Here is a 12,741-nt window from a genome sequence, read left to right on the forward strand (position 1 = left end):
AGCCATTCGTTGTATTAGTACCATTCGTATATTAGTATTTTAATTTAAAAATATGTCATACTTAATCCCAACAGTAATTGAGAAAAGCCAGTTTGGCGAAAGAGCTTTTGATATTTATTCAAGATTGCTCAAAGAAAATATCGTTTTCCTTGGTGGGCCGATAGATGATGAAACGGCCAATATCGTCATTGCCCAACTTCTCTTTTTACAATTTGAAAATCCAAAGAAAGATATTCAGCTTTATATCAACTCCCCTGGAGGTTCTGTTTCTGCGGCTCTTGCCATCTTGGACACGATGAATCATGTGAAGAATGATATTTCGACAGTCTGTGTGGGACTTGCGGCTTCAGCAGCAGCTCTCTTGCTCTCTTCAGGAAAGAAAGGAAAGAGATTTGCCTTACCAAATTCTGAAATAATGATTCATCAGCCGATGGGTGGTGCGCAAGGGCAAGCTTCTGATATTGAAATCACGGCGAGGCAGATTTTGAAATTGAAAGGTAAACTAACGAAGATAATCGCTGAAAATACAGGTAAAACAGTTGCGCAAATAGAAAAAGATTCTGACAGAGACTACTACATGTCAGCAGATGAGGCGAAGAAGTATGGGGTGGTGGATAGGGTGTTGTAGAAGATAGATTCACGATTCAAGATTCAGGAATTAAGAATAAATACAAAAGGCGGGCGCGCTTCGCGCGCCCGCCTTTTGTGTTGTGTTTTAGAGTATTTTGGAAATTATTTTTTTCAAATCGATGTAAGTCTGTGCTACTTCAATATTCTTCTCTTGTTTTAGGAGTTTGGGTGATGGCCTGAAGAGTATTCCTTTTTCAGCGCCTTTTAGCATTTTCAAATCGTTGAAGCTGTCCCCTATTGCAATCGTGAAATATCCGGCTTTTTGAAATCTCTGTATCATTTCTATTTTCCCGTCCTTTTCTCGGAGTTTGTATCCGACAACATTCCCCTTTCTATCCACCTCAAGAGTATTTGCAAAAGTAAGCGGATGGCCGAGCTTTGCGATGAGTGGCATTATGTAATCATAAAAGCTTCCGGTAAGTATGAGAGGCTGTGCCACACCGGTATCTCTGATCCACTTTACAAATTCTCTCGCGCCGAGAAATGGTTTCATTTTCGCTACAACTTTTTTTATTTTTTCAATATTATATTTATTTTTTTTCAAAATCTTAATCCTCATTTGCATGAGTTTGTCATAATCCGGAATATCTCTCGTGGTCAAAGCAAGCTCTTTTATGCCTGTGACGATAGCAAATTCTTCCCAGAATTCTGGTATAAGCACACCTTCAAGATCCATGCATATTAATTTCATACTGTAATATATAACACAAAATGGCGGTTTTGGCTTGTCCGCCTAGGGCGTGACGAAGCGAAACCGCCATTTTGTGTTGTTTTCCATGACTTTTCTACTGGTAGGGACGGCAAGCCCGACTCGGCTGATTTTCCTAGACATTTCCCTCAAAATGCGATACTATTATCCTGTTAGCAATTTAATTTTAAAGATTCCGTTTTTTCAGATTTTAAGCAAGCAGTATGTTGTTAAAAATGAAATTAGTTAGTGAAAACATAAAGCAGGTGAAAAAACTCTAAAGGGGCGAAATCTTTTTCGCAATTATGTCATTAAAAATAGTAATTCTTCTCGCAGGCCTTGCAGGTCTTTTCGGCATTGCGATAGGTTACTTCTTGCGACTTATCATCTCTCTCGGTAAGAAGGGATCAATGGAACTTGAGATCCGACAGATGATGCTAAGCGCCGAGGAGAAAGCCAAGAAGATAATTATCGACGCGGAGACGAAGTCCGTCGAGGTAATGAAAGAGATCAAAGAAGAAACACGTCAGAGGGAAGAAAAATTTAAACAAACAGAAGACCGTCTTATAAAGAAAGAGGGACTTTTGGATGGAAGACAACAGGATATAGACAAAGAAGTAGAGAGTCTGAAGCAAAAAGTCGTTGAAATCAAGGAAATTCGCGATAGAGCCGACAAACTTGAGACACAGAAACTTGGAGATTTGCAATCTATTGCAAAGATGACTGAAGAAGATGCAAAGACTTCTCTGCTTGGAGCGATGGAGAGAAAATATGAAGAAGATTTGCTTGGGAGAATGAAAAAGCTTGAAGAGAATGGTGCAGAGAAAATGGAACACAGAGCTCGCGAGATTCTCGTCACATCGATTCAGAGACTTTCTACATCTGTTGCACCGGACATTATGTCTACGATGCTCAGTATTCCATCCGATGAAATGAAAGGAAAGATTATCGGTAAAGAGGGTAAGAATATTAAAGCCTTTGAAAGAGCTACTGGTGTTGAGGTTATAGTAGATGACACTCCTGGTGTCATCACCATCTCCTCTTTTGATCCGATCAGAAGACAAATAGCTAGAGTTGCTCTTGAAAACTTGCTCATGGACGGCAGAATACAACCAGCGAAGATTGAAAAGATAGTTGAAAAAGCTCAGCAAGATATAAACAAGATAATCAAAGAAAAAGGCGAACAAGCTGTATATGAATGCGGAATTTTGAATCTTGACCCTAGGGTTATACAGATTCTCGGTAGACTACACTTTAGAACAAGTTATGGGCAAAATGTTTTGCAACACTCCATAGAAATGTCCCATATTGCAGGTATGATAGCTGAAGAAGTTGGTGCAAATGTGCAGGTAGCAAAAGCCGGTGCGCTTGTGCATGATATCGGAAAAGCACTCGATCATGAAGTTGCAGGGACACATGTCGAAATCGGTAGAAGGATTTTACAGAAATTCGGTGTGAGCGAGGAGATCATAAAAGCCATGCAGTCTCACCATGAAGAATATCCAGCTGAAAATCTTGAAGCTGTGATAGTCACTGTGGCGGATGCGATATCTGGTGGAAGGCCGGGCGCAAGAAGCGATAGTATTGAGAATTATATAAAGAGATTGCAGGAGCTTGAGGCTTTGGCAAATTCATTCCAAGGGGTTGAGAAATCCTACGCTTTGCAGGCAGGGCGAGAAATAAGGATTTTTGTCACTCCGGAGCAGATTACGGATATTGAAGCCAAGAAAATGGCTAGAGATATAGCGGATAAAATAGAGAGTGATCTCAAATACCCTGGAGAAATCAAGGTTACGGTGATAAGAGAGTCAAGAGTAATAGAATACGCGAGATAATTTGTCAACCTTTTCTCCCCTATTGCACTTAATTCGCAACGTATTATAATACCCACAGGTCTCTAAACCCTTTGTGAGTACTTATTTAGGAAGTGAGAAACCAGAATAAGCACAAGGAAAGCACATAAGGGGTCGTATATTATAAGCTTCGTGTGTCCCTGACCTGATACGCGAATAATTAAAAGAATCGCAAGATTCATAACATTATGAATAAAGCAGCAATTGTAGATGCAGTACACGGCGTTCTAAATGGTACAAAGGTACAAGCAGAACAAGTCGTTGATACAGTATTTGATTCAATCGTCGCTTCTTTGAAGAAAGGCGAAGAAGTATCAGTAGCAGGTCTCGGAATCTTCTCAGTCAAGGCAAGAGCAGCCAGACAAGCAAGAAACCCAAGAACAGGCGAAACCATTCAGGTTAAGGCCATGAAGGTTCCAAAATTCAGAGCAGCAAAGGCTTTGAAGGATGCAGTTAAGTAATTCTTAATAAAAAAACACCCCCAACGGGGTGTTTTTTTATTTTTGAATTACTAAATTAATGAAAAAAGCGCCACTCGGCGCTTTTTTGATTTGTTTAAATCTGATCTTTCCTACGTAATTCCTTCCATGCGTTTGTATTTCTAAACCAAGGGCAAGCTATCATACCAGCGTATGAGAGCACAAGGAGAATCAGAGCACTCCAATATAAGTTTACCTCGTTTTTTATAACAAAAAGGAAATAATAGACGGCGATATACCATATTACGGCTTCTGCAATTCCCCAAGACCAATTTTTTGCTGACATAATAATTTGTGAATTATTTTTTAATAAATGCGACTTTTATTTTATATAATTATAACAAATAATAGAGATGGTATTGGTATACGCTGATGTTGACATTCTTTCTGTAGGTGTTAGATTCTGTATGGAACTGAACAAAAAACATAAGGAGAGAAGATGAATATTCAGGAACAGAGTCGTAGTGTTTACCGATACATGATAACCGTATCGACGGTGCTGTGGCTGGCGGGGCTTGGCTTGATGGTTGCCTCTTTCGCTCGGTTGATTTTTATCTTCAACAACGGTCAGTGGTCATTGCGCGCCTGTGTCATATCCGCAATGATTCTGACGGCCTTCGTGAGCTATGTCGTACGTAATGTGCCATCAGTATACATTCGTCCGATTGGAAATGGCGGATGGGAGCTACACTCAAGCCGGCATATCACCTACCCCGTTATCTTTCTCGCAATGGTCCTACTCTTCACATCTTAGTCTGTGATCGAGTGAGGACTAAAGCCACCTCATCTCTGAGGTGGTTTTTATTTTGTATAAAAAAAGAGGGCTAGATTTTATCTAGCCCCCAAAACAACCGATTGTTGTCTATGATTCGGGGAAACGATCATTGAAATATTCCAGGTTATTGTTAATTCGTTTGATATCTGAGGGAATCGAGCCCGGCAGTTCTCCCACCTGTGTTCTCGATAATTTTCCCAGGACTCTGCTCATATTTACAATCAATTTCCTTTTGAGTATTTCTACGGCATTCTTTCTTGAAATCCCTTTGCATCTAACAACTCCCTTACCTTTACATGCCGTACATCTTTGGTAACTATAGCCCGTAGGACCTGTTCCTGTGTTTTCTATCAGTTCGCCACGGCCATAACAACGTGGACATATTTTCGAACTGCTTTTCTGTTTCGTTGACATGTTATCCTTTTTTTCTTACCAATTTCAAACGTTTAACACGATATTCGCAGAAAGCAGAACCAACTTGGTCTTGGCAATGATCTGCAAACCGCCTCGCCTCCCTTCCATCCTCGAAAGCTTTGCCATAAACACTTGTTCGCCTACCAGTTTCGCCAATTATTATACAGATACTTTTCATTCTCATGTTATCCTTTCTTTTTCCTCTTGTAAGAACACTTTTCATACCTGAACCATTCAAGAACCTCTATAATTTCGCCAATAAGATGAAACTCCTCGAGTTGCCGTTGTGTGATTTTGTTAATGGCGTTTTCTTTTACGATCTCTGTGAATTCTAACAACCTTTTTAAGAGTTCTTCTTTTAGTAATGGTGAATCAGCGTTCTGTTTGAGCATCCCTTTCCAATCATATATTCTACTTGCTCTTTCCCTGTCTGGAATTACACAATGATCTTCCTCGTCTTCCCCGTTTGAATACCACATACCCATAATTCATCCCTTCCAGTAGTTCGTCCTTTTTACTTACATTTCGACACTACAATCATAAGCGTCTTCTTAACGAGTTTGATTTCTCGTTTAAGGCGCGGAATTTCTTCTGAACGATACTGTTTTAATTCATCTTGTTTCTCGCGTAGTGTGTTCCTGATTTCTGATATATCTTTTCTCCTAACTTCATCGATCAGGATAACACCTTTCCCTGCGCACCTTCGACAGTCGTTATAACTGCTTACCAGGGTATTATCAGCGTGCCAACTTCCCGAGTAACTTGTCGTGTAGCCACGCCCGTCACATTCTGGACACGGAATTGATTTGACCTTTTTTGACATATTTCTCTCCTTTCAAATAACCAATATCCAGGCTCAAATTAGCATAAACTAAAATAAACTTGCAAAAAGTGTATAAAAGATATACACTTGTATTATGCAGAAATTGGATAAAATAATAGAAAAAGCTTCATTTAGTAAGCGAGAAGCCGAGATTATATCGGTTATTTATAAAAACGGACATGCAAATATCCTCTCCTTATCAAAAGATATAGGTCTAGCTCGCCCAAGTATTTATTCAGCAGTAAAAGATTTGACGGCAAGAAGAGTTTTGTCGAAAAAGAAGAAAGGCAAGAGAATTGTTTTTGTAATAAATAAAGATTTTGATATTCGCTCTCTATACCAAGAGACTTCTAAACAGATATCTGAATCGCTTAATCTTCCAGTAAAGAAAAACTCTGATAGTGGCCTAATGCCCTATTTCAAAGATTTGAATGGATTTTTGGATTTGGCTCTTAAATTAAAGAGAGGAGAAGTGATTTATTCTATCGAAACGCCCGAAGATATAGATGTTCTACTTAAGAATACAGAGAAAGAGTGGTTGAAACATTGGCAAGAAACCGTAGCCAGGAAAGGCATTGTGTTAAAAGGTATAAGTAGTCCGACGGGTCTAGATATTTTTAAGAAAAGCCTTGGAAATCTTTCAGAAATACTCAAAAAGAGAAGTGGAAGTGCTAGATTTATCTCTGATATTAAAATACAGACAAGCATTGTGTCATTTAAGGATTATATTTGTTTCTTTAATAGGCGAAATAAGAAATTTGTTGTTATAAAAGATGAAACTATAGCGACGACGATGCAATCGATAATAGATTTTATCTATAATATTTCAGAGTATAAAAACTTATTCCCTTAATTATTGTTAGAGAATCTCTTGATATATTCTCTAACAATACTCTCACAATTAAAAGCGAATCTTAACCCTTCCAACTTCCCCACTGAGAAGAATTCCCCGCACTGCCCTTCTTTGACCTTTAGATTTCTTAATTTTATTTGATTATCTACTTTTCTAAACATATGTATGTCGTAACCGTCAAAAGGGAAAACGCCTAAATATTCTGGATCTAAAAGCGTGTAACCTAATTCTTCTTTTATCTCTCTGATTATCGCTTCTTTCGGGGTTTCTCCTTTCTCGATTTGTCCACCGAAAGTTCCCCAAGTATTTGGATAAGGTATTGCACTTTTATTATCTCTTAACTGTAAGAGAATCTCTCCTTTAGTATTTTCTAATATAAGTCCACATTGTGGTCTGTCTTTAGACATTTTGTGCGGGCGCCGAGAATCGAACTCGGATCAACACATTGGAAGTGTGTCATTCTACCATTAAACCACGCCCGCATTTTGATGAACCTTGTCTATAAGCGACATTATTCTTCTAAAGAAGAAATTGTTTCCCGCACCTTTTATGGAGATGTGTGCCGTCCCAAAAGGTAATTTACCATGATTTTTCTTCTTTTTGTTTGTTCTAGTATCAACAACGCAATTTAAAAAAGAATCTTTTGATAAACCAGTCTCTTTTGACCAAAAACTTATAGCTTTACCCTGATTCGTATCAGGATATAAATGGATTCTAATAGAAAAATTACTATTTTGCAAATGAAAACACTTTTTAAACCAAGATATAGTAGTTTTGATTATCTTTGGATCGGAGTTTACAACTCTTACAATATGACTAGTTTTTGCACCTTCCCCGATATAAATACCGATTCCGAGCATAAATAAATCTCTTTTCGTGAATTTTCCGATATCTTTTGTTGCTAATTTCTCTGCATCTTCAATAGATTTTCTCTTTTTTGCTCTCTGGGCTTCATTCGCCATTAATCTAGCCCTGACTATCTTATCGGCAGTTTCTTTATTCGGTTTATATGGTATATCAGAAAGCCACTCACTTAAAGTGCTCTTTGAAACTCCAGTTTGTTTTTGAATATAGGAATAAGAATAGCCAGCTTTTCTAAATTTTATTGCATCAGTACGTAGATAAGCTTTTGTCATAACGAACTCTATTATATAGTACACTAGATACTAATACAAGGTTCGAATAGTGAATTAAGCCTGAGATTTTTTGCTTACTCTCACCACTTCATCAAAATTATCCTCTTTTTCTATTTTCTTTCTCCTTTCAAAACCACATTTTACGCATTTATGTGTAATCACAAATTCCCCTTTTTCAGTCTCTATCTTTATAGGGCACATCATCCCTGCACAAGCCTCCGCCCTATCCCCTGGGTTTACGTCCACATGTTTACTCCAAAGGCATTTCGAACAATGGTTTGTGTAGCCAGTGCCTTTTACGGTATTTCCGCATTTTTCACAAACAAAGTCCTCCACTTTTTTCTGAAATTTCTTTGGCTGATTTGTCATATTAAATAATCTTCACTATTTTTGCTTTTTCCGCTGATTTTTTAATAATTATCTCATCTCCTGGATTCAAAGGTATCTCTTCAGCGTGATTGTCCGCATAAGCCATCGCTGGTCCGCGCATTATTTTCACTTTTATTTCTGAATCATCCCTTATCACCATATGGTCAGATTGCTCCGTACTGTTATTGAAAGCGATTCCAATACCGACTTCAAAGAAGCTGTCTGTGATAGCACGATAGTAGCCCGTAGAACCAAACGGCGTCGATATTGCCACCCCATCTCCTATTATTTCATGCCCGATTTGCTTACCATTTACAAAGATTTCATATCTTATGGCTTGTCTTGGGTCGCTATTATGGACGATAATTTCATTTAGCCCAACAATTCGCCTGTCTTTTGTATTTCCCTCAATTTTTATTTCTTCTTCGGTTCTATATTCCCCTTTCGCGACCTTCTCTAATATCTCTTCATTTGGCAAATGATGACCCTTTTTTGTCGTATGGCTTTTCTTCAAAATAAATTTCGGAATTCCAGGAAAGTCTTTCTCACATTTCATAAATGTGCCATCACCCCCGTAGCTTGCCACGAGATCGATAGATTTTTCGTGGCTTGCGATTATTTCTGTCCCACTTTCAACCACATCAAGACCCACCTTTTCAGCAAGTTTTTCAATTTCTTTTGTATTCTCGCCGTAGATTAGAATCTTCATTTGTCGGGGCGCAGGGATTTGAACCCTGACTATCCGCCTCAGGCGGAGATATTACCTATAATCACACCGATACCTTTTCTATCTTTATGGTCGGGGCGCAGGGATTTGAACCCTGACTACATGCTCCCAAAGCATGGATGCTACCGTTACACCACGCCCCGATATTAAAAGATATTAGCATAAAAGTTGTAACGAAGCGAGGGATAAAAATTTTTGTTAGGGGTGGCGAGCCTGCCCCTTTTGAAATGCCTTGGGAGCGCGACGGCGCGAGCACGAGGAATTTTTTAGCAAGAAAATATCCGTGCATTTCAAAAGGGGCAGGTCGACAGGACCCCGTGAAAATTTTTATCCAGACAAGCCTCTCTCACTGTACCCAATGCTTCCCTCTTATCTTTTTCACCTCCTTTTCATTTTCTATTTCCTTTTTTTCTTTCCCTTCCTCGCCGATTTTCTTCAATTCTTTTATTGGCAACTTCATAAGTTCTTTCGCACGATTTTCCAAATATTCTTCAGTATTGAGTTTTGGATCTTCAAGTACATCTTCGAGAAGTGCATGCAAAACAAAGCCAACTTTTGGCCCCGGAGCTTCTTTTGTGACTTCCATAAGTCTTCCCCCATCTATTTTCAGCATTCCCACAGAAATCGGGTCTCTAGTCGCCTCTTCTATCATGGCATGATATTTTCTTAAGCGATACGGATCGGCTTTTGGTCTGCCCATACCTATCCTATCGGCGATTCGCACATTCATCAAATCCCAAATATTATCTTTGCCTACTTGAGCGATAATCCTTCTCACAGCCGACAAACTTATCTGCTCAGTATCAGAGAAAAACATATGCCATCTGACAAGCTTAACCACTTTTTCAATAACTTTTTTCGGATATTTTAAATCGGTGAGAATTTTTTCTGTCATTCTCGCGCCGATCACTTCATGCCCATAGAAAGTCCATTTTTCCTTGCCCGCCTCTTTGGAGGGGCCCTCGGCCCCTGCCCTGCGAGATTTAGGCTTGCCGATATCGTGAAGCAATGCAGATAATCTTATATCCAAAGGCCACTTTTTATCCGCCGTCTCCTGAAGCGCCCTCAAAGAATGTTCCCAAACATCATAAATATGGGCACCCTTTTGTTCTATGCTGATAGTCTTTTCCAAATCAGGAATAATATATTTCAAAATTCCAAATTTTTGGCAGGATTTTATGCCTTCCATTGGCGTATCCGACATTATTATTTTTGTAAATTCATCGCGTATTCTTTCTTTAGAGATTTTTGCAAGAAGCCCCGATTCTACAAGCAAAGCTTTCTCCGTGGCTTTATCAATTTCAAAACCGACAAAATTTGCAATCCTTACTGCACGCAAAATCCTCAAACCATCTTCTTGAAATCTTTCATGTGGGTCGCCGACAGTCCTCAAGACTTTTTTCTTCAAATCATCTTGCCCGCCATAATAGTCCTCAATATTTCCTTTATAAAATCCTTCCTTACTCCCCTCTTCTGTGATATTCAATGCAATTGCATTTATGGTGAAATCTCTTCTGTGAAGATCATCGTCTAGCTTTTCACTAAAAATAACTGCATCGGGTCTCCTATTATCTGAATATTCTGCTTCAAGTCTGTATGGAGTGACTTCTATCACCTTCACTGCTTCGTCTACGGTATTTTCATTTACAACACCAACAGTACCAAAAGTATTTTCATAAAAAGTCTTTGGAAAAGTGGCAATAATCTGTTCCGGCTTTGCATTTGTCGTAATGTCCCAATCTTTTGGAATAATGCCGAGCAAAATATCTCTCACACATCCGCCTATGAGATACGCCTCAAAACCCGCCTTTTTCAAAGTCTGCGACGCCTCCCAAACCTCCTTTGGTATCGGCCCGAATTCTGTTTTATTTGAAGTTTTCTTCATTAGATGAATTTTAGCAGATATTTTGATAAAAAGAAAAGCGCACTTCCCGGAGGTCATGCGCGATTGGAGAATGAAACACATCAGAGGCACTTCAGTGTGTTAGGAAGTGAAGGATTGCAATCCCCACAATAAACAGAAACACAATCGAAAATGCTTTGACGTTGTCTCGGTTGGTCAGGAAGAGATATATTCTCGACTTAAAGAACTCTTCTTCTGCGTGATGCTGTTCGTTCTGTACGTGCGTAAACGGAGGTGTCGGAGGCATTTTGTCCAGTCCTTTCTTAATGTGCTTTTTTCACAGTGTGATTACTGTAAAAATCATCAACTTTGATAACTAATTAATAATATCAGCCTTTAGACAATATGTCAAACTAACTCATATTTTTATTTTGTGCGCTCGGCAGGACTCGAACCCGCAACAACAGTTCCGAAGACTGTTGTGATATCCATTTCACCACGAGCGCAATATTAAACTCCCCCATTAGGATTCGGTCACGACTTTTGCTCGGCCGTCGCCATCGCAAAGTCTCGACCCCGACTCGCTTCCAATCCTGCTGGCTTAGGGCCCGCTCCGTCCTTTAAATCTTTCGCAAGTAAAGACTTTTACTTGCTTTCTAAGATTTAAACCCACAACAACAGTTCCGAAGACTGTTGTGATATCCATTTCACCATGGGAGCATTTCATCATAATACGCTAAATTGGCTAAAAATCAAAAAACAATTTTGTTTTTTTATAAAATTGTGTATAATACAAAAAGTAAATTTGCGGGCGTAGTTTAATGGTAGAACTAGTCCTTGCCAAGGATTGGGTTCGGGTCCGATTCCCGACGCCCGCACACATAGCAAAAAAGCGCGTAACTGCGCTTTTTTGCTATGTGTGCGGGCGCAATGATTTTTATAACATTCACACTAAATCCTTTCACATGAAACACGACTTTCTCTCAAAGACACACCTCCCTACTTCAAAGACACATAATGACATGAAAAGCAGATATGAAAATAAGTGGATAATTTATAGCTTTTAATATAAGGGTATTTTCACATGAAACTGTGGATAACTATGTGAATATGTGTATAAAAGACGACCAATAGAATCTGGCAAATTCGAGCCTTTTAGATGTCTTTTATTAAAAATACGGCTAACTGTGAGGGTAGGACATAAAATACATTGTCTGAAATACAATCTGTCCTATATCAAAAACGTTTCTTAGAAACGTTTTAATTTGTCTCGTGTGAAAAGATTAGAATGTGTTAAAGAGACCAAAAACACACAAAAATCAATAAAAAATTCAAAAATCTATAATAAACAAGTAAAAATACGTGAAAATCTTGAGTAATTATAAGAATATAATGATTTTTACACGAAATGAATGTTTTTTTGTGATATTTTGATTAATTATGATATAATTTACTCATATTGAAAGACAAGACAAAAAACAATGAAATAGGGAAATTAGGTGAGGATTTGGCGTGTAGGTTTCTGGTGAAACACGGTTTTAAGATAATTGATCGAAATTATTGGAAAAAATGGGGGGAAATTGACATAATTTCCCAAAAAGTCAATAAATTGCATTTTGTAGAGGTAAAAAGTGTTTCCCGTGAAAGTTTACATGGTGTTTCATGTGAAAAGGGTGGCTTTAGACCTAAATCAAATGAATTTGATCGGTCGAACACCCAATCTGATGGGTGTTTTAGACCGGAAGACAATATGCATCCCTGGAAGCTACAAAGACTATCTAGGACAATTCAAACCTATTTGCTGGAGAAAGATGTTTCAGATGAAACAGAGTGGCAATTTAATGTAATTACTGTCTATATTGATATGAAAAGGCGAGTATCAAGGGTTTTTCTGCTGGAAGATGTGATACTTTAGACATGTTTCACGTGAAAAAACCCAATAAATCAGCCATAATTTGGCTTTTTAAGTATTAAAAAACCGCCCCTCTATATACAAGTTCTGAGCGAAATTGTTTTTGAGATGAGCGGTTGTCGAAAGAGAATTCCCAGTGTTACTACATTCTCGACTCCTAGTCGTCTTTTTTGAGAAAAGATCAAGACAGGTTTTTCGAGAGGAAAGCTAATGATGTATCACCAAGTAAGCCTTTCTAT

The 12,741-nt window shown here is 38.5% G+C and carries 14 protein-coding genes and 4 tRNA genes; 6 read left to right on the forward strand and 12 right to left on the reverse strand.

All coding sequences use genetic code 11. The annotated features are described in order from the left end of the window. The first annotated feature begins 52 nt into the window (after positions 1 to 52). Positions 53 to 628, forward strand: a complete 576-nt coding sequence (locus WC631_03190; GenBank protein MFA6227454.1) for an ATP-dependent Clp protease proteolytic subunit — start codon at positions 53 to 55, stop codon at positions 626 to 628. An 87-nt stretch (positions 629 to 715) separates the two neighbouring features. On the opposite strand, the gene thrH is transcribed toward WC631_03190, so the two are convergent. Beyond that, complete coding sequence (gene thrH / locus WC631_03195; GenBank protein ID MFA6227455.1) at positions 716 to 1,321, reverse strand: bifunctional phosphoserine phosphatase/homoserine phosphotransferase ThrH; 606 nt, start codon at positions 1,319 to 1,321, stop codon at positions 716 to 718. A gap of 302 nt (positions 1,322 to 1,623) precedes the next feature. On the opposite strand from thrH, the gene rny reads away from it, so the two are divergent. After that, the gene (gene rny / locus WC631_03200; protein MFA6227456.1) at positions 1,624 to 3,153 is read left to right on the forward strand and encodes a ribonuclease Y; all 1,530 of its coding nucleotides are present in this window, start codon (positions 1,624 to 1,626) and stop codon (positions 3,151 to 3,153) included. 206 nt (positions 3,154 to 3,359) lie between these two features. After that, positions 3,360 to 3,632, forward strand: a complete 273-nt coding sequence (locus WC631_03205; GenBank protein ID MFA6227457.1) for an HU family DNA-binding protein — start codon at positions 3,360 to 3,362, stop codon at positions 3,630 to 3,632. 94 nt (positions 3,633 to 3,726) lie between these two features. Here WC631_03205 and WC631_03210 read toward each other — a convergent pair whose 3' ends face one another. From WC631_03210 to WC631_03220, 3 genes are all read right to left on the reverse strand, one after another. Further along, entirely contained in the window at positions 3,727 to 3,936 is a 210-nt protein-coding gene (locus WC631_03210) for a hypothetical protein (protein MFA6227458.1), read from the reverse strand. A gap of 904 nt (positions 3,937 to 4,840) precedes the next feature. Next, a complete protein-coding gene (locus tag WC631_03215; protein ID MFA6227459.1) occupies positions 4,841 to 5,023 on the reverse strand; it encodes a hypothetical protein in 183 nt (60 codons plus the stop codon). Between the two features lies 1 nt (position 5,024). Continuing rightward, positions 5,025 to 5,324, reverse strand: coding sequence for a hypothetical protein (locus tag WC631_03220; GenBank protein ID MFA6227460.1), 300 nt, complete (start codon positions 5,322 to 5,324; stop codon positions 5,025 to 5,027). Between the two features lie 432 nt (positions 5,325 to 5,756). Here WC631_03220 and WC631_03225 point away from each other — a divergent pair, with 432 nt between their 5' ends. Beyond that, the gene (locus tag WC631_03225; protein ID MFA6227461.1) at positions 5,757 to 6,515 is read left to right on the forward strand and encodes a hypothetical protein; all 759 of its coding nucleotides are present in this window, start codon (positions 5,757 to 5,759) and stop codon (positions 6,513 to 6,515) included. Here WC631_03225 and WC631_03230 read toward each other — a convergent pair. From WC631_03230 to WC631_03265, 8 genes are all read right to left on the reverse strand, one after another. Continuing rightward, the gene (locus tag WC631_03230) at positions 6,512 to 6,922 is read right to left on the reverse strand and encodes an NUDIX domain-containing protein (GenBank protein MFA6227462.1); all 411 of its coding nucleotides are present in this window, start codon (positions 6,920 to 6,922) and stop codon (positions 6,512 to 6,514) included. The genes WC631_03225 and WC631_03230 overlap by 4 nt on opposite strands. Positions 6,923 to 6,926: 4 nt before the next feature. Continuing rightward, positions 6,927 to 6,997, reverse strand: a tRNA-Gly gene (locus WC631_03235). After that, entirely contained in the window at positions 6,983 to 7,651 is a 669-nt protein-coding gene (locus tag WC631_03240) for a helix-turn-helix transcriptional regulator (protein ID MFA6227463.1), read from the reverse strand. The genes WC631_03235 and WC631_03240 overlap by 15 nt, the downstream gene beginning before the upstream one ends. Before the next feature lie 54 nt (positions 7,652 to 7,705). After that, positions 7,706 to 8,020 carry an RNHCP domain-containing protein gene (locus WC631_03245; protein MFA6227464.1) on the reverse strand — a complete coding sequence of 105 codons (315 nt, stop codon included), beginning with the start codon at positions 8,018 to 8,020 and terminating at the stop codon, positions 7,706 to 7,708. 1 nt (position 8,021) lies between these two features. After that, positions 8,022 to 8,729 carry a hypothetical protein gene (locus WC631_03250; protein MFA6227465.1) on the reverse strand — a complete coding sequence of 236 codons (708 nt, stop codon included), beginning with the start codon at positions 8,727 to 8,729 and terminating at the stop codon, positions 8,022 to 8,024. Positions 8,730 to 8,816: 87 nt separating this feature from the next. Beyond that, positions 8,817 to 8,890, reverse strand: a tRNA-Pro gene (locus WC631_03255). A 203-nt stretch (positions 8,891 to 9,093) separates the two neighbouring features. Beyond that, positions 9,094 to 10,632, reverse strand: a complete 1,539-nt coding sequence (locus WC631_03260) for an HD domain-containing protein (GenBank protein MFA6227466.1) — start codon at positions 10,630 to 10,632, stop codon at positions 9,094 to 9,096. Between the two features lie 392 nt (positions 10,633 to 11,024). Continuing rightward, positions 11,025 to 11,096 (reverse strand) — tRNA-Arg (locus WC631_03265). Between the two features lie 301 nt (positions 11,097 to 11,397). On the opposite strand from WC631_03265, the gene WC631_03270 reads away from it, so the two are divergent. Together WC631_03270 and WC631_03275 are read left to right on the forward strand one after the other, a co-directional pair. Continuing rightward, a tRNA-Gly gene (locus WC631_03270) sits at positions 11,398 to 11,468 on the forward strand. A 581-nt stretch (positions 11,469 to 12,049) separates the two neighbouring features. Next, a complete protein-coding gene (locus tag WC631_03275; protein MFA6227467.1) occupies positions 12,050 to 12,505 on the forward strand; it encodes a YraN family protein in 456 nt (151 codons plus the stop codon). Positions 12,506 to 12,741: the final 236 nt, after the last annotated feature.

It is taken from the genome of Candidatus Paceibacterota bacterium (assembly GCA_041663045.1).
GTDB lineage: Bacteria > Patescibacteriota > Minisyncoccia > Phycocordibacterales > GWA1-40-21 > Bog-1340.